Raw genomic sequence first — 21,507 nt, 5'->3', positions numbered from 1 at the left:
GTGCAACAGCTACTTCTAAATAAAGCTATTAATTCATCTATGATTTAACTACCTGCTTCCGCTGTAGTGAAATTAAATCTTGCTGAGATACTATCAGACATTGTATCTAAATCTTGGTTATCTAAGTCCCAAAAACCGTTTCCTGTAGTTAATCTAGAGATAAAATCATCAACTTCTGTTTTAGAGAAGTAAGGAGCACCTGTTCCAGGTTTTCTAGTAAACTGTAAACTATAAACAAAACCAAAACCTTCAGATAAATCATGGAACGCAGAAGCGTTATCAGTACCTAAGTTAGCTTTAGCTTGTTGTAAATAATACACAGCTCTTATTCCTATTACTTCAGAGATTTTTTCTCTAATAATATCTGCTTGTTCATCTCTTAAATCATAATCTCCGGCAACTATAGCCGCTCTACCTAATTTAAATGCTTGGTAAATTTCATCAGCAATACCAGCAAAATCAGCATCACCTTCTACTCTACCAACATATTTGTTTAAGAAACTATCTGCTCCTAAATCTGCATTTGGTATTGCAGGGTTAGCGTTTACTCCATAAACATAACCATAAGCCTCATCCCATTTATGCTCCATATTGGTATAGTTTTTATCTGTTGCAACAACACCAGCATCATTATCTGCCACATTAGTTCCTGCATCTAAAACGGCAGTACTTAAGTAGTTGTTTAATGCTTGGTCTACCATTAATGCACCAATTAAGCCTTTATTAATTGCCTGATTATACTCTAAACCTTTTGCATTTACATAACGTGTAGAACCCCCTCCTGCTTCTTGAATTTTACCAGCAGTTCCAGATACGGCGTCTACATCCCAATTAGGAAAAACTTCATCTACCTGCGCAGCAATCCATGCATCAAAATCAGCTTTAATAGCATTTGCATCTGTAGTATTTGCAGAAAAATAATCTGCAGATGCAGCCGTCTTACTCCTAATACTCTTAGTTGAAGCATTTAAATCTGCATCAGTAAATTTATCTCCAGTATTTGTAAACATTCCATCTAAATCCTCTTCACTTTTGGAAGTATCTTTTAAAGCTGAAATGAACTCATGCCCCATTTCAATTCTTGTTGTTTGCCCGCTAAAGCTAACTGTTGTAGCTCCGTTTCTTGTGAAACTGTATGTTGTCGGTGCTTCAACTCGATTTCCTCCATTATCGTCATCAGAACATGACACAAATAAGCTTCCTAAAACTAATGCGCTTATTAAGACTTTTTTCATGATTTTTTATTTAGATTAAATTTAAATAGTAGTTTTCGAATGCAAATATATAACTCATTTACACTTAAGCAAAGTTTATTTAGATTAAATTTAAATAAATTCAAAAGAAAGAATATAACAATTTAAAATACAGTGTTTTAACCCAAAAAAATTAACATTAAAATAACTTAGTGATAGTGTTTAAATATTTTGGAAGCTTCATTAAAAGCACTTTCAAAACTCATGGCATTTAAACTATTGCATTTTTTTGAAGTGAAATACGATAAGAGCTTTTCGGTTGGCATATTACCTGTGAGTTCGTCTTTTGCCATAGGACACCCCCCAAAACCCTGAATAGCGCCATCGAATCTTAAACAACCAGAAGCGAAGGCTGCGTCAACTTTTTCAAACCATGAAGAAGGTGTGGTATGTAAATGAGCTCCAAATTCAATCTTGGGGTACATTGGAATTAAATTAGAAAATAAGTACGAAATACTTTCGGCATTAGAGCTGCCAATAGTATCGCTTAATGATAATATTTTAACCCCCATTTTATATAGGCGTTCTGTCCACTCTCCTACTATATCAACATTCCAAGGGTCCCCATAAGGATTTCCAAACCCCATGGAAATATAAACGACAAGCTCCTTATCATTTTTATCTGCCAACGCTATTATATCTTTTAAAATATCAACAGATTGAGAAATGGTTTTATGTGTATTACGCATTTGGAAATTCTCCGATATGGAAAACGGATATCCTAAATAATCTATTTCCTGATGCCTACAAGCATCTTGCGCACCTCTTAAATTTGCTACAATGGCCAACAACTTACTCTGGGTATTACTCAAATCTAATTGCGACAAAACCTCTGCTGTGTCTACCATTTGTGGAATGGCTTTAGGTGACACGAAACTTCCAAAATCTATGGTATCAAAGCCAACCCTTAATAGCGACTGTATATACTGAACTTTTTTCTTTGTGGGAATAAATTCTTTAATGCCTTGCATGGCATCACGAGGACATTCTATAATCTTAATTTCTTCTCGCATGAATAAGTCTAGTTATTGGGATAAAAATAATACTATTTTTTTGTAAGGAATAAAACTATTGTAAGACTCAGATTTTAAATTAATTAACCATCGCCATGAAAAAAATTACCTTATTCCTTACACTTGTTTTTTGTTATTCAGTTTCTATAGCGCAAACCACGGCTACTTACAACATACAATTTACTAATCATTGGAACGCTACAGATCATAACTCTGGTAGTGCATTACCTGGAAATGCCCATTGGTCTGATTTAGTAATAACAAATCACAATAACAATGTTACTTTTTTTGAAATGAACGGAACAGCAAGTCCTGGAGTTGAACTAATTGCAGAATTAGGTAGTGTTTCAACATTTCAAAATAATGATTACCAAAATGCTTTTAATGCAAACAACGCCCAACAATTTGTGAATGCTGGTAGTTTATTCCTATCATCTGGAACAGAAATAACATATAACGGTTTACAAGTTAGTGAAGATTTCCCCTATGTTACTGTACTTTCAATGATTGCTCCTAGTCCGGATTGGTTTGTTGGTTTGGATGGATTAAACTTAAGAAATGGTGGCAATTGGCAAAATTCAATCACAATTGACTTATTTCCTTACGATGCAGGTACCGAAGAAGGTACAGGATATTCTATAAGTAACAGTGCTACATCCCCACAGGAAACAATTCAAAGTATTCAAGGTGTAGCTCCTTTTAATAACGAAAAAGTTGCTACAATAACATTTACTTTACAATCCGTTCTTAGTACAAATGAAGAAAGCATAGCGTCAGCAACTTTATCTCCTAACCCTGTAAAAGACTATTTTTCAATAAACAGTTCTTCTAATTTAGATTTAAAGAATGTTGAGATTTATACGATTTTAGGAAGTCTGAAAAGACAAATTCCAGTAAATACCAATTCTAAAAATGTACGATTTAACGTATCAAATTTAAATTCAGGTATTTATCTCGTAAAACTCAATACTGTTGAAGGAAAGAGTAAAATTCAGAAAATTGTAGTGAAATAATGTCAGATAACCGATAAAACCTTACTCTTAACGTTTTTTTTACATAATTTTCACACTTAGAGATACATTTGGGTATATAATTTGCCCCCAAATGAATTATAAAACACCTAGCTATCTCTATTTTCTTATTTCGATATTCCTATCGAACGTAGGTTTTCTTTCCTCTCAAAATATTGAACTTATTCATGATGATCCTTTTACGAAGGAACAAATTGAGCTTTTCAAAAGTATTAAACCTCAATTAAAATCTATTGAACAACGTTTTGCCTCTAAACAAGCAAATTTTAGTCAAAAAAATGCAACGTCGCTGTACGTAAATTATATTCCTGTAAAAATTCATATCATAAGAGATAATAATGGAGCTAAAGGCCTAAACATTTCTAAACTAGAAAATGCACTTGGTACTTTAAATGAATCTTTTGAAGGCTCCGATCTTGAATTCTTTATTTGTGGAGACATAGATTACATTGATGCTAGCGAGTACGTAGTTATTAAAAAAGGGGAAATAGATGATTTACTGGAATCTAATAATGTTGAAAATGTGATTAACCTTTATTTTTCTCCTTCTCTTATAAACGAATATGACCAAGTTATTTGTGGCTATTCAAATAATTCAAGAGGAAGTGATTTTATAGTTCTAAAGAATAGTTGCGCCTCTAACATTTCTACATTATCTCATGAAATGGGGCATTACTTTTCACTATTACACACACATGGAACAGATAATAATGGTTTAACCACAGAACTGGTTGATGGCAGTAATTGTGATACCGATGGTGATGGTATATGTGATACACCTGCAGATCCTAAACTATCTAGCTCTAATGTAAACGATAATTGTGAATATACAGGCTCGGAAACTGATGCACATGGACATGCTTTTAACCCGGATACTGAGAATATAATGTCTTATTCGAAAAAGCAATGTAGAACACATTTTTCTAACCAACAGTTAGCAAGAATGTATGCGTTTTATGTTACCCAAAAGCATTATTTGTCTTGTGCTTCTTTTAGTGCCGATTTTTCTGCTAGCAATACTGAGACCTGCGAAGAAACATTAGCGGTTAATTTTAATAATAATAGTCTTGGCGTTACCAAATGGGAATGGGATATTAATTCTGACGGCGTTATAGATTACACTGAACAAAACCCTTCACATACTTTCGAAACAGGAATTTATGACGTAACACTTACTGTATACAAAGAATCAAAGCAAATAACGAAAACCTATGATAAATTAATTAAAGTTGGTATTCATACAGAATATCTTTTTGATGAAAACTTTAATAGTTTTGAAATAGCAGGAGATAATGGATGGACGGTAAAAGATGTTAATAATTCTGGCTACAACTGGTTAATTACTCATGGAGATTCGCCTTCTGAGGAAACGGGTCCTTTAATAGACCATCATAATGCCAAAGGTGAACTAAACAAATTTATTTATACGGAAGCATCTGGTGCTAACAAAGGGGATATTGCCGAATTTATTTCTCCTTGTATAGATATTATACATGAAAATTCTGAGCTTGAATTTGCTTATCATATGTTTGGCGAGAATATCGGCGAACTTCATATTGATATTAAAACTAGTAATGGTTACATAAATGACGTTGTTAAACCTATAATAGGAAGTCAACAAATGGAAAGAACCGACGCTTTTCTGAATAAAACCATTGATTTATCTTCTTATGTAGATGAAACGATTAATATCAGATTTAGAGCTGTTAGAGGAGATGGTTGGAAAGGTGATATTGCTATAGACAATGTATTTTTAAAGACTATAAGTGTTCCTATTTCTGATGACTCTGTTCGTCTTTATCCTAACCCAGTTAAAGGCAACTTATTATTTGTTAAAGCAGATGAATTAGAAAGCAATGAAATAGCTCATTATTCTATCTCTAATTTAATGGGGCAACAATTTGCTTCGGGTGTTGTTACAGATAGACCAATAGATACAAGTAAATTAGCATCAGGTTCATACTTACTAACGGTCTTTTACCAAGACCATAAAGTTTCTAAAAGGTTTATTAAGTAGTACCTAAAATAGCCTTATTTATTGATTTAATGAGTCGTGGACCTTCATAAATAAAGCCTGTGTATATTTGAACCAAACTAGCGCCGGCCTCTATTTTTTCTAAAGCATCTTTGGCTGAGTGAATACCTCCAACTCCAATTATAGGAAAGGCATTATTACTCTTATCTGATAGGTACTTTATAACTCTTGTACTTCTATCTTTTATTGGCTGTCCGCTTAATCCTCCATTACCAATTTCATCTAGACGCTCTTTAGAAGCCTTAAGACCTGTTCTATCTACAGATGTATTACTAGCTATAACACCATCTAACTTTGTTGATTCAACTAAATCCACAATCTCATCTAATTGGCCATCATTTAAATCTGGAGCAATTTTTAATAGTATTGGTTTTTCCTTTTCAAAATTTCTATTCGCGTTTTGAACTTCAGCTATTAGTTCTTCCAAATAATCTTTATCATTTAATTTGGCATGACTTCCTACGTTAGGGCAACTAACATTCAAGACGAAATAGTCCACATAAGGATGAAGGGCATTAAAACAAGTTAAATAATCTTCGGTGTAATCTTCGGGCTTGGTAGCCGTATTTTTACCAATATTACCGCCAATAATCAATTTACCCTTGTTCTTCTTTAATTGCGTAATTGCAGCATCTAAGCCTTCATTATTAAATCCCATTCGGTTAATAATACCTTTATCATCCTTTAACCGAAACAAGCGTTTTTTGGGGTTTCCTGCTTGCCCTTTTGGAGTTACAGTCCCTATTTCAATAAATCCAAATCCAAAATTGGCTAGTTCATTGAACAAAACGGCATTTTTATCAAAACCAGCAGCCAAACCAACCGGATTTTTAAATGTAAGTCCAAATACGTTTCTTTCTAACTTCTTATCTTCAATAGCATATATACTTCTGAATAATGCCGGAAAACCAGGTATTTTAGAGGTTGATTTTATTAAACTAAACGTAAAATGATGAATTTTTTCAGGGTCGAATGAAAAAAATATTGGGCGTAGAAGTGCTTTGTACATCTGTAATATTTGTGCAAAAATACACTTAAATGTTCAAATAAAAAACACCACTATCGTTACGGTCTAAAAATTAATAATTGTAATTTTGAATGTATGAGGTTTTCATAACCTTTTCAAATTCTACTTTCTAATTTATACTTTAAATGATTTCAAAAGAACATATAATAAAAAGATTTACAGGCTACGTTACTATAGATACTGAATCTGATCCAAATTCTAAGACCACACCAAGTACAGAAAAACAGTGGGATTTAGCAAATAAGCTTGCCGAAGAATTAAAAACTATTGGTATGCAAGATGTAAGTATAGATGACAACGCTTATATAATGGCTACATTACCAAGTAACATAGACTATGATGTACCTACTATTGGCTTTATATCGCATTTTGATACTTCTCCAGATTTTACAGGAGCTAATGTAAATCCTCAGATTATTGAAGCGTATGATGGTAAGGATATAGTTTTAAATGAGGCCGAAAACATAATACTTTCTCCCGATTATTTTGAGGACTTACTACTTTATAAGGGGCAAACCTTAATAACAACAGACGGTACAACGCTTTTAGGTGCAGATGATAAAGCTGGTATTTGCGAAATAGTATCGGCCATGGAATACTTAATAAATAATCCAGAAATTAAACATGGGAAAATTCGGGTCGGTTTTACTCCAGATGAGGAAATTGGGCGGGGCGCACATAAATTTGATGTCGAAAAATTTGGTGCGGATTGGGCTTATACCATGGACGGTAGTCAAATTGGTGAGTTAGAGTATGAAAACTTTAATGCTGCAAGTGCCGTGGTTACTATAAAGGGTAAAATTGTACATCCTGGGTATGCCAAAGGAAAAATGATTAATTCAATGTACATTGCTACAGAGTTTATTAATTCTTTACCCAGATTAGAAACTCCGGAGCATACTGAGGATTATCAAGGTTTTTTCCATTTACATGATATGGAGGGTTCGGTTGAAGAAACGAAACTTCAATACATTATAAGGGATCATGACAAAGGCCATTTTGAAGCAAGAAAAGAGGTTATGGAAAAACTTACTAACGAACTGAATTCCCAGTATGGCATGGAAGTTATTTCTACCCAAATAAAGGATCAGTACTTCAACATGCGGGAAAAGATTGAACCTGTTATGCATATTGTTGATATAGCTGAAGAAGCAATGAAACAACTAGATATTAAACCTTTAATTAAAGCTATTCGTGGGGGAACTGATGGTTCTCAATTAAGCTACATGGGGTTACCTTGTCCTAATATTTTTGCTGGCGGACATAACTTTCATGGACGCTATGAATATGTTCCGGTAGAAAGCATTATTAAGGCAACGGAAGTTATATGTAAAATTGCTGAACTCACTGCGCTTAGAAATAAAAACTAAACTTATGAAAAAGGTATCCTCGGTTGAAGAATATATTGAAGAAAACACAAAATGGACGGAAGCGCTTTCTATTTTAAGATCAATAATGCTTTCAACTGAGTTGGAGGAAACCTTAAAATGGAGCATTCCTACCTATACAATACAGGGAAAAAATGTTCTTGGTATTAGTGCCTTTAAAGACCATTTTGGAATTTGGTTTTTTAATGGTGTTTTTCTCAAAGATCACTATAATTTGCTAAGAAATGCTCAAGAAGGAAAAACTAAAGCTATGAGACAACTTAACTTTTCATCTATTGAGGAAATGGATAAAAACGTTATCCTTCATTATGTAAAAGAAGCTATAGAAAATCAAAAATTAGGTAAGGAAGCAAAACCAGATAGGACTAAAAAGGACATTGTAATTCCAGAAGAATTGCATGCAGTATTAAACAATAATTCCGAATTAAAAAATGCATTTAGTAACCTAACACCATATAAACAACGCGAGTATTGCGAGTATATTCAATCTGCCAAAAGAGAAACTACAAAACAATCTAGGTTAGAAAAAATTAGTCCAATGATATTGCAAGGTGTAGGCCTACATGATAAATATAAAAACTGTTAAGACAATATAAAATGAAATTTAATAATGTACTAGAAAGTATAGGAAACACGCCAGTTGTAAAACTTAGTAAAATGTTTCCTGAAACAAATGTTTGGTTAAAATTAGAAAAAGCCAACCCAGGAGGTAGTATCAAAGATCGTATCGCTTTAGCTATGATAGAAGACGCCGAGGAAAAGGGGTTAATCAATAAAAACACCGATATTATTGAACCCACCTCTGGTAATACAGGTATTGGTTTAGCTATGGTAGCAGCGGTAAAAGGTTTAAAACTTACACTTGTTATGCCAGAATCTATGTCTGTTGAAAGAAGACGATTAATGGCAGCTTATGGAGCTAATTTAGTATTAACTCCTAAAGAGCAAGGCTTGGGCGGAACCATTGAAAAAGCTAATGAACTGGTTGCTAACAATACCAATGCATGGATGCCATCTCAATTTACCAATAAGGCAAATCCGGAAATTCACATTAGAACAACAGCTCAAGAGGTTTTAACTGACTTTCCTGATGGGTTAGATTACTTAATCACAGGAGTTGGAACTGGAGGCCATATAACGGGTATGGCTAAAGTTTTAAAAGATAAAATGCCCGATTTAAAAGTATTTGCTGTAGAACCAGACGATTCTCCAATAATTTCTGGTGGCGAACCAGGGCCTCACCCAATTCAGGGTATTGGACCAGGTTTTTTCCCTGAGGTTTTTGATGTTGACTTAATTGATGGCGCAGTAAGAATTACTAAAGAAGAAGCTTTTGCCGAAGTACAAAATATAGCCAAGACTGAAGGTATACTAGTTGGAATTTCTAGTGGTGCTTCTTTAGCTGCTGTTAGAAAGAAACTAACAGACATTGATTCGGATGCAACAGTTCTAACAATGAACTACGACACAGGAGAACGTTACTTATCTATTGAAGGTTTGTTATAACAACAATACTAAATTCATAAAAAAAGGCTTCATTTAAAATGAAGCCTTTTTTATATCTCTATATTTCCGCTAATTTATTTAGCTGGAGCATTTAATTTATTACTCATCTCCATTGAAATAGCAGAACGGTCAAATTTAATTTTACCAGACATAGTTTCAATGACACAACTATTGTCTTTTTCATTTAACTCTAAAACCTTACCGTGCATTCCGCTTTTAGTAATAATTCTATCCCCTTTTTTAAGTTCGGCTGCAAATTTCTTTTCTTTTTTAGCACGCTTCATTTGTGGAGCAATCATAAAGAAATAAATAACCACAAACATTAAAATAAATGGCATAAAAGCCCCTAATCCACCTTCTCCCATTACTGTACTGGTTTGTTTTGAGCATTTGGATCTTTTACAAATGCTTTAATTTTTACTAATTCTTTTCCTTTTTCTGTATTAGCTGTTACTGTGATGGTTTTAGACACTGTACTAGAACCACTACCATTGTAGGTAACAGTAAATTCTCCAGAGCCTCCTACTGCTAAAGGCTTTCTACTCCAGTCTTGAGGAACTGTACAACCGCAAGTACTTTTTATATCCGTAATAACTAATGGTGCATCTCCAACGTTTTTATATTTAAACACAGTAGAAACACTTTTCCCTTTTTCTATCTCTCCAAAATCGTGCTCTGTTTTATCAAACTCAAGAACAGGAAATTTAGAAGCATCTGCATCTCTTTTAGCCGCTGCTGCAATATTAGCTTCATCTATTTTTTGGGCTGCATTTTCTTTACAAGAAGTAAATGCTATTAAGCACATTGCACTTAAACCTAAAACTATTTTCTTCATTTTATTAGTTATTTATCTATTTAAAGTGTAAAAATAATAATTATTTAATCTATTAAAAACTTTTAAAGAACTCTTAACTATAAATTACATAAGACCTCTTCCAATCTTATTTAATGTGCCGTTAGCAGTATATTCCTTAACAAGCTTATCTAGAATTCCATTTATAAAAATACTGCTTTTTGGCGTGGAGTATTCTTTAGCTATTTCTAAGTATTCGTTAATAGTTACTTTAACTGGTATTGAAGGGAAATTTTGTAACTCATTTATAGCCATTTGAAGAAGGATATAATCTATATCTGCAATTCTCTCAGCATCCCAGTTTTTAGTCTTTTTATCTATTTCTGTATTTAAAGCAGATCTGTTTAAAAGGGTTTTCTTAAACAAATCTATAGCAAATTGCTTATCCTCTTCTTCTTTAAATAATTTTGGAGTAAAGTGTGTTTCATCAGTAGTTTGTTTTACCTTCCTAAGCAGTTTTAGAATTGTGGTATTTACAGTTGGTAAATCATCTAACCACGTTAAATTCTTGTCCTCAATATAATCATATAACTTATCATTAGGAGCAATAATTTCTTTGTAAATATCTATAACAAACGCCTTGTCTTCTTTAAAATCTGATACCCTTGTTTGCATGTACTCTTTATAGATATCACTATTTAAAATATCTTTAAAGATAATTTCAATATATTCTGTATCTAATTCCCAATTATTAATCTTATACAAATCTAAATGGTCTTTTAACCTTAAGTTATCGGCCAAGACTTTTAATAATTGATTATTTACAAACTTCTTATTTGGGTCCTTGTCTTCTTTAGTGGCAAGGTGCTTCTTTTGTTTCTTTTGAAGATCTACATCTGCTCTTTTCTTAACCTCTAGTAGTAAAGAAATTAACAGCAAATACAAATTGTACATGTTATTAATACTAAATAGTAAAAACTTCTGATCTTTACTAAAATCATCACTTTCGCCTCCTTTATAGGCGTACAAAGTTTGCATAACTTTTACACGAATATGTCTTCTATTTAGCATAATTACAAAGAACTTAAATTAAGTTATAGTAAAGTGTTTACTGTTTATTACGCTGCAAAAATAATATTATTTTGAAAAGAATCTTCATTTTTAATTTTTATTATTTCATTAAAATTTTGGGCTATTTTTAACAATATCAAAACGCTTCAAATCACCATTTATAGTTTAATATAGCTTATATTTGCTTTCTTGTTTCCTTATTATAGATGAAAGAACTAAAACACCTAAACAAATATTTTTCTAAGTATAAAACGCATCTTATTATAGGTGGAATTATTACAGTTGCAGCTAGGATATTTTTACTTTATACGCCTAGGTATGTTAAGAGGATTTTTGTTGCAATTGAAAGATATGACGAAGCTAAAATAACAAGTGATGTATTTAAAACTGAGCTAACACAAGCTATTATTTGGATAATAGGAGCTGCTTTAATAGCTGGTGTACTTACCTTTTTTATGCGTCAAACCATTATAAATGTATCGAGATATATAGAGTTTGATCTTAAAAACGAAATCTACGAACAGTATCAAAAATTGTCTTTAAACTTTTATAAAAACAATAGAACTGGCGATTTAATGAACCGCATTACAGAGGATGTTGGTAGAGTAAGAATGTATGCCGGTCCTGCTATAATGTACAGTATTAATACTGTTGCACTATTTGTTGTGGCATTAATTTATATGTTTAAGGCTGCGCCTACTTTAGCTATGTACACTATTCTTCCATTACCAATTCTTTCGGTAATTATATATAAGCTTAGTAGAGAAATTCACAATAGGAGTACTATTGTGCAAGAGTATTTATCTAAGCTCTCTACGTTTACGCAAGAATCGTTTAGTGGAATCTCTGTAATTAAAGCTTATGGTATAGAAGGACAAACATCGTCAAATTTTAATTCATTAGCATTAGAAAGTAAAGAGAAACAAGTAAACCTTGCTAAAGTACAGGCTTGGTTTTTTCCTATGATGATTTTACTCATAGGAACAAGTAATCTTTTGGTTATTTACTTTGGAGGTATGCAATATATCAATGGAGAAATAGAAAGTATAGGTACCATTGCAGAATTTATAATTTATGTAAATATGCTCACATGGCCAGTGGCTACAGTGGGTTGGGTTACATCTATAGTTCAACAAGCCGAAGCCTCGCAAAAACGTATCAATCAGTTTTTAAAATTAGAACCTGAAATTAAAAACACAGTTGAAACGGCAACCGAAATTACTGGAGATATAACCTTCACTAATGTTTCGTTTACCTATGATGATACGAACATTCAGGCACTAAAAGGCGTAAGCTTTAATGTTAAGCAAGGAGAAACTTTAGCCATTTTAGGTAAAACTGGTTCTGGTAAATCAACGATATTAGACTTAATTGGGAGGCTATACGATATTGATAGTGGTGCAATTGCAATAAATGATACCAACATTGAAAAACATAATCTATATACCCTGAGAGATAATATCGGCTATGTGCCGCAGGATGCTTTTTTGTTTTCAGATTCCATTAAAAACAACATTAAATTCGGGAAAGAAGACGCTACAGATGAGGATGTTATTGAAGCTGCTAAAAACGCTCAGGTTCATAAAAACATCAAGAAATTTAGTAATGGTTATGATACCGTATTAGGGGAACGTGGTATTACACTTTCTGGTGGACAAAAGCAACGTGTTTCAATTGCAAGAGCAATTATAAAATCTCCTAAAATTCTTTTATTTGATGACTGTCTTTCTGCGGTTGATACGGAAACCGAAGAGAAAATCCTTAAAAACCTCAACAAAATCTCTAAAGGAAAAACATCAATAATTGTAAGCCATAGAGTTTCTTCTGCTAAAAATGCAACTAAAATTATTGTTTTAGACGATGGTAAAATTGTTCAAGAAGGCACACATGAAAGCCTTATAAACCAAGATGGATACTATAAAGATTTATATTTAAAACAGATAAGTGAAGGCTCTTCTAAGTAGTCTAAAAATCAATAATTTATATTAATTTTTATTAAAAAAATTGCAGTAAAACCGAACATTTCAAAAAGAAAGTTCATAAAATGTTGGTTAGTAACGGTTTTTTTTAGATTTTTGATACACAAACTATAATTTAAATAAATTTCTATTTAACCATGAATAATAATGATATGATGGAGCGAGAAGAGATATTTTCGAAAGTATTGAGAGCTGGTAGACGCACATATTTCTTTGACGTGAGGGCTACTAAAGCAGATGATTATTACTTAACTATTACGGAAAGTAAAAAGTTTACAAATGACGATGGATCTTTTCACTACAAAAAGCACAAAATATACATTTACAAGGAAGACTTCTCTGAGTTTAAAAGTATTCTAGGTGAAATGACAGATTATATTATAGAACAAAAAGGTGACGAAGTTATTAGCGAACGTCATCAAAAGGATTTTAAGAAAGAATATAACAACGATTATTCTTCTGCTAAGTCTGAAACTGAAGACACACTTAAAACTACCGAAAGTTTTACAGACGTAGATTTTGATGATATTTAATCACTTCTACCCTTACTAAATAATTAAGAGCAGCGTTTTTCGCTGCTTTTTTTATTCATTTAAGATACTACTGTCCCATTTTTAATCTTTTTCTCTGGGTTTAGAAGTATAACGTCATTTCCTTGAACTGCTCCTAAAACTAAACATTCACTCATAAACTTAGCTATTTGTTTTTTAGGAAAGTTTACCACTGCCAATACCTGCTTATTAAGTAATTTATCCTTGTTATAAAGCGTAGTGATTTGTGCCGAAGTTTTTCTAATTCCTAATTCTCCAAAATCAATTATTAATTTATAAGCCGGATTTCTGGCTTCAGGAAAGTCTTTTACTTCAATAATAGTTCCTATTCTTATGTCTACTTTAGTAAAATCCTCAAAAGTTATTGCAGTGTTCATTTTTTAAAAATATAAATATTTACGAACTTTGACTAAACAAAATATTATGGCAAGAACACCTTCAAACATGCTACCGTTAGGAACTACGGCTCCAGACTTTTCTTTACTAGACACCATTTCTGGCGCTTTTAAAGCCCTAAACGATATTAAAGGTGAAAAAGGAACCGTTGTAATGTTTATATGCAATCATTGCCCTTTTGTAATTCATGTAAATTCTGAAATTGTAGCCTTAGCCAATAGTTATTCTGAAAAAGGCATCGGGTTTGCTGCTATTTCAAGTAATGATGTTGTGAACTATCCACAAGATAGTCCCGAAAAAATGACAATTCACGCTAAGACTCAAGGTTATCCTTTTCCATATCTATATGATGAGACACAAGAAGTCGCAAAGGCTTATGATGCAGCATGTACGCCAGATTTTTACCTTTTTAATTCTGAAAATAAATTAGTTTACAGGGGGCAGTTAGATGATTCCAGACCAGGAAATGATAAACCTTTAAATGGCGAAGATTTAAGAAATGCCTTAGACCATGTTGTTGAAGGTAAGGAAAATAAAGCATTACAAAAGCCAAGTATTGGGTGTAATATTAAGTGGAAATCTTAGTTTAACTTAAGCTGATACATCCCTACATCCTGCCATTTCCCAAATTTTAGTCCTACCTCACTAAGGTGCGCTACCTTTTTAAAGCCTAGTTTCTCATGTAACTTTTCACTGGCTGTATTAGGTAATGTAAGTGCCCCCAGGGCTATATGATAATTTTGTGTCTTAAGTTCTGCTATTAATTCCTCATACAACTTGGTTCCAATCCCCTTACCATGTGCATTATTTGCTACATAAACCGTAAGCTCTACTGTATTTTTATAAGCTGGTTTTGGTCTAAACTTACTGCCGTAAGCAAAACCTGAAAGCTTACCTTCATCTTCATACACTAAAAAAGGAAATTCAGAATTTATTCGAGTTACCTTATCCGAGAATGTTTCAAAAGACAACGCTACATCATCGAATGTGGCAACAGAATTTAGCACGTAATAATTATAGATATCCAAGAGTTCTTGGATATCTTTCTCTTGAAAAGCCCTAATCATAGTTTATAACCAACCATTTTCTTTAAGTACATTTTCTATATGTGCATAATGATGATTACTATGCCAAGCATAATTTCCAATATTATAAGACAACTGCACTTCGGAATTAGTTTCTGGATGTATAAACCCCTTGTTTAAATCATCATCAGATAACTTCTTAAGTAAATTAACTAACTTATAGTGAATTGCCTTTATATGTTCTAAGGACATCTGGATGGGATCTGTTTTACTATCTTCCAATTCTGCCCATAGTTTTTCGTCATAGGCTTTTATTAAAGGTTTATCTTCTGTTAAAGCCCATTTAAAACGCGTGTAACTATGATGGTGACTATCTGAAACATGATGAACAGTTTGCCTAACCGTCCAACCACCTGGTCTATAAGGGGTATCTAATTGTTCTTTAGTAAGATGCTTTACCAGAGCTTCAAACTTTATTGGAAAATGTTCCAAGGTAGTAATCCAGTTATTTATATCTTTCTTTGTAACTGGAGATGGACATTCAAATTGCCCAATAGGATACTTTAATTTTTCTAAGTCGCTTTCTTTCAAAACAGTATATTCTTTAGTTTGTTAACTAAATATATACTTTAAATTATACTTAAACAACTTCTTCAGAATTGCTTTTGGCAGAATTAATGGCTTCGTAAAGAGAAGTAAACTTTTTTATCTTATTCTTAAAAAACAAACGTTCAAATGTTGTATTTAGGTTTCCTTGATTGGTATTAGTAACCACGTAATACCCCTTAAGCCCATAATTAAACTTAAAGAACTTTAGCCAATCTTGAGGTGTTACAGAATACGAGTTAATTCTATTAGATATATAAATTATATTGGTGCCATCGGTACCCAAATAACAAGAGATATCTTCTACTATCTGTTTAGCATGCTCATCCCATGTAAAATTAATACCGCCTTTTATTTCGGAAATAACTATTCCTTTAAACACATATACATCACCAAAGGCGTAATTAAGTTCTTTAATAACCTCTTTATAAAACTCGGTATCTTTTACTCTAATCATAGTTCACAAGTTATATTTTACCAAAGAGTTTTGGAAAAAATATCGACTAAACATAGTTTTAAATCTATAACACAAAAGCAAAAAAAAAGCACTCTAATTAAAGAGTGCTCTATCCTTTTATTATAGAAGAATTTATTACTTCACATTCATTAATTCTACATCAAAAATTAATGTAGCATTTGGTGGAATTACACCACCAGCACCTCTGCTTCCGTACCCTAAATTACTTGGTATTACTAAACGTGCCTTATCTCCAACCTTTAATAATTGGATACCTTCATCCCAACCAGGAATTACTTGTCCAACACCTAATGGAAAATCTATAGGTTGGTTTCTTTTGTATGAAGAATCAAAAACAGTTCCGTCAGATAGTTGACCTTTGTAATGTACTGAAACTGTTTGGCCCTTTTCGGCTTTTACACCATCTCCGTTTTGAATGATTTGATATCTTAGTCCACTATCAGTTTTTTCAAATCCAGCGGCTAATTTATCCAATTCAGCTTCTGCTTTTGCCTTTTCTTCTGCAACTCTCTTTTCTCTGGCTCCTTCAAATGTTCTAAAAGCTTCAATAGCATTAAAACCTTCAGCTTCTGCACCAACTCTAACTATTTCTAAGCTTTCAATTGCATCACCCTGAGCAATTGCATCAACAACATCTTGTCCTTCTTTAACTTTTCCAAAAACGGTATGATTACCATCTAACCATGATGTTTCTACATGAGTAATAAAGAATTGACTCCCGTTAGTACCAGGGCCTGCATTAGCCATAGATAAAACTCCTGGACCGTCATGCTTTAAATCTGGGTGAAACTCATCATCAAATTGGTAACCTGGATTTCCGGTACCAGTACCTTGAGGACAACCACCTTGAATCATAAAATCTGGAATAACTCTGTGAAATTTTAATCCATCATAATAAGGTGTTCCTTGAGGTTTTGCTGAGTTCTCTAAATTACCTTCAGCTAAAGCTACAAAGTTACCTACTGTACCTGGAGTTTTTTGATACTCTAGAGCAACTAATATTTCACCTTTTGTTGTATTGAATTTTGCGTATAAACCGTCTTGCATTGTTCTGTTTTTTAAGAAAGTGCAAAGATAGACTTAAAAGTTATAAGTGAAAAGTTTAAGAGAAGGAATTACTAATTAGCAACTTCGCTTATAAACTTAATTCTGTATAAACGCAATTCTTCTTCGTCATAATCACCATCAAACTCATCTATAGCGTCATTTATACCATCAGATTCAGATTCCATAAAGTACTCATGAATTTCTTCTTGTTGATCTTCATCTAAAATCTCATCAATCCAATAACTAATGTTTAATTTCGTCCCGGAATAAACAATAGCTTCCATCTGTTTAATGAAATCTTCCATTTCTAAACCTTTTGCAGAAGCAATATCATCTAAAGGTAATTTTCTATCAATATTTTGAATGATATAAAGCTTGTTTGCAGAATTAGTTCCAGTAGATTTTACCACCAAATCATCTGGTCTTACAATATCATTTTCTTCAACATATTTGGCAATGAGGGCTACAAAATCCTTACCATACTTTTTAGCTTTACCTTCTCCAACACCGTGTACATTTCCTAACTCAGATAAAGAAACAGGATATTTTAGTGCCATATCTTCTAGAGACGGATCTTGAAAAATCACAAATGGAGGTACTCCTAATTTCTTTGCATTCTTCTTACGCAAATCTTTAAGCATACCCATTAAATTTTCATCAGCCGCAGCTCCACCTCCTTTGGCTGCTGTAATTATGTTTCCATCTTCTTGTTCCGAATCATAAACATGATCTTCTGCCATCATAAATGAAGATGGTTTCTTTATAAAATCCTGTCCTCCATCGGTTAAATTAATTACACCATATGTTTCAATATCTTTTTTAAGATACCCTGCAACTAATACCTGCCTTAAAAGCGCCATCCAATACGTCTTCTCTTTGCTTTTTCCTCTTCCAAAGAAAGGTCGCTCATTGGTTTTATGAGAATTAATCATAGCGTTTTCAACACCAACAATAACGCTTACAAGGTCTTTAGATTTATACTTTTGGTTAGTATCTCTAATGGTTTCCAATAATACTACTACATCATCCTGAGATTCTACTTTCTTTTTGGGATGCCTAACATTATCATCCATATCGCCTCCCTCTCCTGTCTCAACATCAAACTCCTCTCCAAAATAATGTAAAATGAATTTTCTTCTTGATATTGAAGTTTCAGCAAAAGCAACAACTTCCTGCAATAAAGCATGTCCTATTTCCTGTTCAGCAACAGGTTTTCCAGACATAAATTTCTCTAACTTTTCTATGTCTTTATAAGAGTAGAATGCTAAACAATGCCCTTCTCCTCCATCTCGTCCAGCTCGCCCGGTTTCTTGATAATAACTTTCTATACTCTTGGGTATATCATGGTGAATTACAAACCTAACATCTGGCTTATCTATTCCCATACCAAATGCTATTGTGGCCACTACAACATCAATATCTTCCATTAGGAACATATCTTGATGGCTAGATCTTGATTTTGCATCTAAACCTGCGTGATAAGGCACCGCTTTAATACCATTAACCTGTAGAACTTGAGCTAATTCTTCAACACGTTTTCTACTTAGACAATAGACAATGCCAGATTTACCTTCATTCTGTTTTACAAACCTAATGATATCGGCATCTACATTCTTAGTCTTTGGTCTTACTTCGTAGTATAAATTTGGTCTGTTAAAGGATGCTTTAAATGTATTAGCCCCAGTAATTCCCAAGTTTTTAATTATATCTTCTTGAACTTTAGGAGTTGCCGTTGCAGTTAAACCAATAATTGGAATGCCTTCTCCAATTCTTGCTATAATATGCCTTAGATTTCTGTATTCTGGTCTAAAATCATGCCCCCATTCACTTATACAATGGGCTTCATCAATAGCCATGAATGAGATTTTAACTGACTTTAAAAAATCTACATTTTCGTCTTTGGTTAAAGACTCTGGAGCTACATATAGTAGTTTAGTAACTCCATTAATTATATCTTCCTTTACACGTTTAACTTCTGTTTTATTTAAAGATGAATTTAAAACGTGAGCAATACCTTCTTCATTAGAGACTCCTCTTATAGCGTCTACTTGATTCTTCATTAAAGCAATTAATGGCGACACAACAATTGCGGTACCTTCTTGCATTAAGGCAGGTAATTGATAACAGAGCGATTTACCTCCCCCTGTTGGCATAATTACAAATGTATGATTACCTGATAAAATACTTTCAACAACATCTTCTTGCAACCCTTTGAATTTATTAAATCCAAAATACTTTTTTAGCGCAGAATGTAAGTCATTTTTTGCTATCAACATGAATTAATTAAAATTTATTAACTACCCAAAATACTTATAAACCTTCAAAAAATTGAACAATTTAAAATAGTATTTTAAAGAACCCTCATATTTTTTTTCGTTAGTTTTGTAACGAGAAACCAAAATACAATAAAATTTAAATTTGAATACCTTTAAAGATAATAAATTCTTTAAAAGCATCAACTAAAAACATATAAATTTTGAATAGCGAGAAATCTATTATAAAAATTGCTAAACAAACAATTGAAGAGGAAAGTAAAGCAATTTTTAATCTCTCAAATTTGATTACAGAAGATTTTGAAGCATCTGTAAAACTTATATATAATTCTAAAGGACGGGTTATTATAACTGGCATAGGAAAAAGTGCTATTATTGCCCAAAAGATTGTAGCTACTTTTAACTCTACTGGCACGCCTGCTATATTTATGCATGCGGCTGATGCCATTCATGGAGACTTAGGCTTAATTTTAAAGGACGATGTGGTTATTTGTATTTCTAAAAGTGGTAATACCCCAGAAATAAAGGTTTTAGTTCCTTTAATAAAAAATGCAAACAATAAAATGATTGCTATTACTGGGAATAAAGATTCCTTTTTGGGCCAGCAAGTAGATTATGTTTTAAATGCGTTTGTTGAAAAAGAAGCTTGCCCGAATAATTTGGCTCCAACAACAAGTACTACGGCTCAATTAGTTGTTGGTGATGCTTTAGCTGTTTGTTTATTGGAAATGCGTGGTTTTTCTAGTAATGATTTTGCTAAATACCATCCTGGAGGTTCATTAGGAAAAAAACTGTATCTAAGAGTTCAAGATATTTCTTCGGTTAATGAAAAACCTCAGGTGTTTTTAGATACTAATGTAAAAGATGTTATTGTTGAAATATCAAAAAAACGATTGGGTGTAACCGCTGTTGTTGAAAATAAAGAAATTGTGGGTATTATAACCGATGGTGACATAAGGCGTATGTTAAGTGATACAATAGATTTTTCTACTTTAACAGCAAAAGATATAATGGGTAAAACTCCCAAACGCGTGAGTGCCGACACTATGGCTGTTGATGCCCTTGATATTATGGAAACTAATGGAATTTCGCAATTGCTAGTTGAAGAAAATGGAAAATATGCAGGTGTGGTACATCTACATGATTTAATAAAAGAAGGCATTATATAATGGCAAAAAAGAATATTAACGAGATGTCTTTTTTAGATCATCTTGAGGATTTAAGGTGGCATTTAATTAGAATTTGTGCAGCCGTAATGATTGTAGCCACTTTGGCTTTTATTTTTAGTAGATTCATTTTTCAATCCATAATTTTCGCGCCTATAGACATGAGTTTTCCAACTTATGAGTTACTGTGTAGAGCAGCAACCTATATTGGGGTAGAAACTACATTCTGTAACGAAGAGATACCTATGATCATTCAAAACAGAACCATGGCAGGCCAATTTTCTGCTGATGTATGGACAGCTATTTTAGGAGGCTTTATCATTTCCTTTCCTTATGTTATTTATCAACTTTGGAAATTTATTAGTCCTGGTTTACATGATAACGAAAGAAGACATTCAAAAGGGTTTATCATTATTTCATCCATCTTATTCTTTTTAGGGGTTCTATTTGGTTATTATATTGTAACACCATTATCCATTAACTTTTTGGCCAATTATAATGTGGCCGATGTAGTAGATAATCAGATTGATATTAGCTCTTATATAGCCCTGGTAAGATCATCTGTTTTAGCTTCTGGATTAATTTTTGAGCTACCAATTATAATTTATTTCTTAACTAAAATAGGCCTTGCAACACCAGAAGGACTTAGAAAATATAGAAAATATGCTTTGGTTATAGTTTTAATTCTTTCTGCTATAATTACGCCTCCGGATATAGCAAGTCAGGTTATTGTAGCTATTCCAATTTTAATCTTGTATCAGGTAAGTATATACATTTCTAAAATTGTTGTTAAAAACGAAAGAAAAAAACAAGCTGCAAAAGCCTAGTGCTTTAAAGCCAATAATTAATTAAATTTTACGTTATTGCAA

22 protein-coding genes are annotated in these 21,507 nt (G+C 32.7%); 10 read left to right on the top strand and 12 right to left on the bottom strand.

Features of this window, described 5'->3' with window-relative positions; all coding sequences use genetic code 11:
* Positions 1-44 precede the first annotated feature (44 nt).
* Complete coding sequence (locus tag FUA24_RS17945) at positions 45-1,235, bottom strand: DUF4856 domain-containing protein (RefSeq protein WP_148544448.1); 1,191 nt, start codon at positions 1,233-1,235, stop codon at positions 45-47.
* A 167-nt stretch (positions 1,236-1,402) separates the two neighbouring features.
* Positions 1,403-2,266: a hydroxymethylglutaryl-CoA lyase gene (locus FUA24_RS17940; protein WP_148544447.1), complete on the bottom strand. Its 864-nt coding sequence runs from the start codon at positions 2,264-2,266 to the stop codon at positions 1,403-1,405.
* A 95-nt stretch (positions 2,267-2,361) separates the two neighbouring features.
* Between FUA24_RS17940 and FUA24_RS17935 the strand changes: the two genes are divergently transcribed.
* Both FUA24_RS17935 and FUA24_RS17930 read left to right on the top strand, forming a co-directional pair.
* Positions 2,362-3,279, top strand: a complete 918-nt coding sequence (locus tag FUA24_RS17935; RefSeq protein WP_148544446.1) for a T9SS type A sorting domain-containing protein — start codon at positions 2,362-2,364, stop codon at positions 3,277-3,279.
* A 91-nt stretch (positions 3,280-3,370) separates the two neighbouring features.
* Positions 3,371-5,314, top strand: coding sequence for a T9SS type A sorting domain-containing protein (locus FUA24_RS17930; RefSeq protein ID WP_148544445.1), 1,944 nt, complete (start codon positions 3,371-3,373; stop codon positions 5,312-5,314).
* On the opposite strand, the gene FUA24_RS17925 is transcribed toward FUA24_RS17930, so the two are convergent.
* On the bottom strand, positions 5,307-6,341 hold the full coding sequence (locus tag FUA24_RS17925) for a quinone-dependent dihydroorotate dehydrogenase (protein ID WP_148544444.1): 1,035 nt from the start codon (positions 6,339-6,341) through the stop codon (positions 5,307-5,309). The genes FUA24_RS17930 and FUA24_RS17925 overlap by 8 nt on opposite strands.
* Before the next feature lie 143 nt (positions 6,342-6,484).
* Between FUA24_RS17925 and pepT the strand changes: the two genes are divergently transcribed.
* Genes pepT through cysK form a run of 3 tightly spaced genes read left to right on the top strand, consistent with a single transcriptional unit; the run spans position 6,485 to position 9,253 of the window.
* Positions 6,485-7,729: a peptidase T gene (pepT, locus tag FUA24_RS17920; RefSeq protein ID WP_148544443.1), complete on the top strand. Its 1,245-nt coding sequence runs from the start codon at positions 6,485-6,487 to the stop codon at positions 7,727-7,729.
* A gap of 4 nt (positions 7,730-7,733) precedes the next feature.
* Complete coding sequence (locus FUA24_RS17915) at positions 7,734-8,333, top strand: YdeI/OmpD-associated family protein (RefSeq protein ID WP_148544442.1); 600 nt, start codon at positions 7,734-7,736, stop codon at positions 8,331-8,333.
* 11 nt (positions 8,334-8,344) lie between these two features.
* Positions 8,345-9,253 (top strand): cysteine synthase A, encoded by a 909-nt coding sequence (gene cysK, locus FUA24_RS17910; RefSeq protein ID WP_148544441.1) that lies wholly within the window; start codon positions 8,345-8,347, stop codon positions 9,251-9,253.
* A 74-nt stretch (positions 9,254-9,327) separates the two neighbouring features.
* On the opposite strand, the gene yajC is transcribed toward cysK, so the two are convergent.
* The 3 genes from yajC to nusB form a co-directional block, all read right to left on the bottom strand.
* Positions 9,328-9,618 (bottom strand): preprotein translocase subunit YajC, encoded by a 291-nt coding sequence (gene yajC / locus FUA24_RS17905; RefSeq protein ID WP_148544440.1) that lies wholly within the window; start codon positions 9,616-9,618, stop codon positions 9,328-9,330.
* The gene (locus FUA24_RS17900; RefSeq protein ID WP_148544439.1) at positions 9,618-10,088 is read right to left on the bottom strand and encodes a DUF1573 domain-containing protein; all 471 of its coding nucleotides are present in this window, start codon (positions 10,086-10,088) and stop codon (positions 9,618-9,620) included. Before FUA24_RS17900 ends, yajC begins: the two co-directional genes overlap by 1 nt.
* An 84-nt stretch (positions 10,089-10,172) precedes the next feature.
* On the bottom strand, positions 10,173-11,117 hold the full coding sequence (nusB, locus tag FUA24_RS17895; RefSeq protein ID WP_246147087.1) for a transcription antitermination factor NusB: 945 nt from the start codon (positions 11,115-11,117) through the stop codon (positions 10,173-10,175).
* A gap of 206 nt (positions 11,118-11,323) precedes the next feature.
* On the opposite strand from nusB, the gene FUA24_RS17890 reads away from it, so the two are divergent.
* Positions 11,324-13,081, top strand: coding sequence for an ABC transporter ATP-binding protein (locus FUA24_RS17890; RefSeq protein ID WP_148544438.1), 1,758 nt, complete (start codon positions 11,324-11,326; stop codon positions 13,079-13,081).
* A gap of 152 nt (positions 13,082-13,233) precedes the next feature.
* The gene (locus FUA24_RS17885; RefSeq protein ID WP_148544437.1) at positions 13,234-13,629 is read left to right on the top strand and encodes a PUR family DNA/RNA-binding protein; all 396 of its coding nucleotides are present in this window, start codon (positions 13,234-13,236) and stop codon (positions 13,627-13,629) included.
* Between the two features lie 59 nt (positions 13,630-13,688).
* On the opposite strand, the gene FUA24_RS17880 is transcribed toward FUA24_RS17885, so the two are convergent.
* On the bottom strand, positions 13,689-14,024 hold the full coding sequence (locus FUA24_RS17880; RefSeq protein WP_148544436.1) for a tRNA-binding protein: 336 nt from the start codon (positions 14,022-14,024) through the stop codon (positions 13,689-13,691).
* A gap of 46 nt (positions 14,025-14,070) precedes the next feature.
* Between FUA24_RS17880 and FUA24_RS17875 the strand changes: the two genes are divergently transcribed.
* Positions 14,071-14,628, top strand: coding sequence for a thioredoxin family protein (locus FUA24_RS17875; protein ID WP_148544435.1), 558 nt, complete (start codon positions 14,071-14,073; stop codon positions 14,626-14,628).
* On the opposite strand, the gene FUA24_RS17870 is transcribed toward FUA24_RS17875, so the two are convergent.
* The 5 genes from FUA24_RS17870 to FUA24_RS17850 form a co-directional block, all read right to left on the bottom strand.
* Positions 14,625-15,110: a GNAT family N-acetyltransferase gene (locus FUA24_RS17870; protein ID WP_148544434.1), complete on the bottom strand. Its 486-nt coding sequence runs from the start codon at positions 15,108-15,110 to the stop codon at positions 14,625-14,627. The two genes, FUA24_RS17875 and FUA24_RS17870, sit on opposite strands and share 4 nt — an antisense overlap.
* A gap of 3 nt (positions 15,111-15,113) precedes the next feature.
* Positions 15,114-15,659: a YfiT family bacillithiol transferase gene (locus FUA24_RS17865; RefSeq protein WP_148544433.1), complete on the bottom strand. Its 546-nt coding sequence runs from the start codon at positions 15,657-15,659 to the stop codon at positions 15,114-15,116.
* 49 nt (positions 15,660-15,708) lie between these two features.
* On the bottom strand, positions 15,709-16,131 hold the full coding sequence (locus FUA24_RS17860; protein ID WP_148544432.1) for a hypothetical protein: 423 nt from the start codon (positions 16,129-16,131) through the stop codon (positions 15,709-15,711).
* Positions 16,132-16,266: 135 nt separating this feature from the next.
* A complete protein-coding gene (locus FUA24_RS17855) occupies positions 16,267-17,199 on the bottom strand; it encodes a peptidylprolyl isomerase (RefSeq protein ID WP_148544431.1) in 933 nt (310 codons plus the stop codon).
* A 71-nt stretch (positions 17,200-17,270) separates the two neighbouring features.
* A complete protein-coding gene (locus FUA24_RS17850) occupies positions 17,271-19,475 on the bottom strand; it encodes an ATP-dependent DNA helicase RecQ (RefSeq protein ID WP_148544430.1) in 2,205 nt (734 codons plus the stop codon).
* A gap of 200 nt (positions 19,476-19,675) precedes the next feature.
* Between FUA24_RS17850 and FUA24_RS17845 the strand changes: the two genes are divergently transcribed.
* Together FUA24_RS17845 and tatC are read left to right on the top strand one after the other, a co-directional pair.
* On the top strand, positions 19,676-20,641 hold the full coding sequence (locus FUA24_RS17845; protein WP_148544429.1) for a KpsF/GutQ family sugar-phosphate isomerase: 966 nt from the start codon (positions 19,676-19,678) through the stop codon (positions 20,639-20,641).
* A complete protein-coding gene (gene tatC / locus FUA24_RS17840; RefSeq protein WP_148544428.1) occupies positions 20,641-21,465 on the top strand; it encodes a twin-arginine translocase subunit TatC in 825 nt (274 codons plus the stop codon). Before FUA24_RS17845 ends, tatC begins: the two co-directional genes overlap by 1 nt.
* Positions 21,466-21,507 lie beyond the last annotated feature (42 nt).

It is taken from the genome of Seonamhaeicola marinus, from assembly GCF_008085455.1.
Note: the sequence above shows the minus strand (reverse complement) of the source record. Positions and strands in the feature narration are given on the sequence as shown.

Coding starts and splice junctions, on each gene's coding strand:
- FUA24_RS17875 (WP_148544435.1), top strand. CDS start 14,071: ATGGCAAGAACACCTTCAAACATGCTACCGTTAGGAACTACGGCTCCA.
- FUA24_RS17890 (WP_148544438.1), top strand. CDS start 11,324: ATGAAAGAACTAAAACACCTAAACAAATATTTTTCTAAGTATAAAACG.
- FUA24_RS17900 (WP_148544439.1), bottom strand. CDS start 10,088: ATGAAGAAAATAGTTTTAGGTTTAAGTGCAATGTGCTTAATAGCATTT.
- FUA24_RS17850 (WP_148544430.1), bottom strand. CDS start 19,475: ATGTTGATAGCAAAAAATGACTTACATTCTGCGCTAAAAAAGTATTTT.
- FUA24_RS17855 (WP_148544431.1), bottom strand. CDS start 17,199: ATGCAAGACGGTTTATACGCAAAATTCAATACAACAAAAGGTGAAATA.
- FUA24_RS17925 (WP_148544444.1), bottom strand. CDS start 6,341: ATGTACAAAGCACTTCTACGCCCAATATTTTTTTCATTCGACCCTGAA.
- FUA24_RS17885 (WP_148544437.1), top strand. CDS start 13,234: ATGAATAATAATGATATGATGGAGCGAGAAGAGATATTTTCGAAAGTA.
- pepT (WP_148544443.1), top strand. CDS start 6,485: ATGATTTCAAAAGAACATATAATAAAAAGATTTACAGGCTACGTTACT.
- FUA24_RS17945 (WP_148544448.1), bottom strand. CDS start 1,235: ATGAAAAAAGTCTTAATAAGCGCATTAGTTTTAGGAAGCTTATTTGTG.
- FUA24_RS17880 (WP_148544436.1), bottom strand. CDS start 14,024: ATGAACACTGCAATAACTTTTGAGGATTTTACTAAAGTAGACATAAGA.
- FUA24_RS17935 (WP_148544446.1), top strand. CDS start 2,362: ATGAAAAAAATTACCTTATTCCTTACACTTGTTTTTTGTTATTCAGTT.
- cysK (WP_148544441.1), top strand. CDS start 8,345: ATGAAATTTAATAATGTACTAGAAAGTATAGGAAACACGCCAGTTGTA.
- FUA24_RS17860 (WP_148544432.1), bottom strand. CDS start 16,131: ATGATTAGAGTAAAAGATACCGAGTTTTATAAAGAGGTTATTAAAGAA.
- FUA24_RS17940 (WP_148544447.1), bottom strand. CDS start 2,266: ATGCGAGAAGAAATTAAGATTATAGAATGTCCTCGTGATGCCATGCAA.
- tatC (WP_148544428.1), top strand. CDS start 20,641: ATGGCAAAAAAGAATATTAACGAGATGTCTTTTTTAGATCATCTTGAG.
- yajC (WP_148544440.1), bottom strand. CDS start 9,618: ATGGGAGAAGGTGGATTAGGGGCTTTTATGCCATTTATTTTAATGTTT.
- FUA24_RS17870 (WP_148544434.1), bottom strand. CDS start 15,110: ATGATTAGGGCTTTTCAAGAGAAAGATATCCAAGAACTCTTGGATATC.
- FUA24_RS17930 (WP_148544445.1), top strand. CDS start 3,371: ATGAATTATAAAACACCTAGCTATCTCTATTTTCTTATTTCGATATTC.
- FUA24_RS17915 (WP_148544442.1), top strand. CDS start 7,734: ATGAAAAAGGTATCCTCGGTTGAAGAATATATTGAAGAAAACACAAAA.
- nusB (WP_246147087.1), bottom strand. CDS start 11,117: ATGCTAAATAGAAGACATATTCGTGTAAAAGTTATGCAAACTTTGTAC.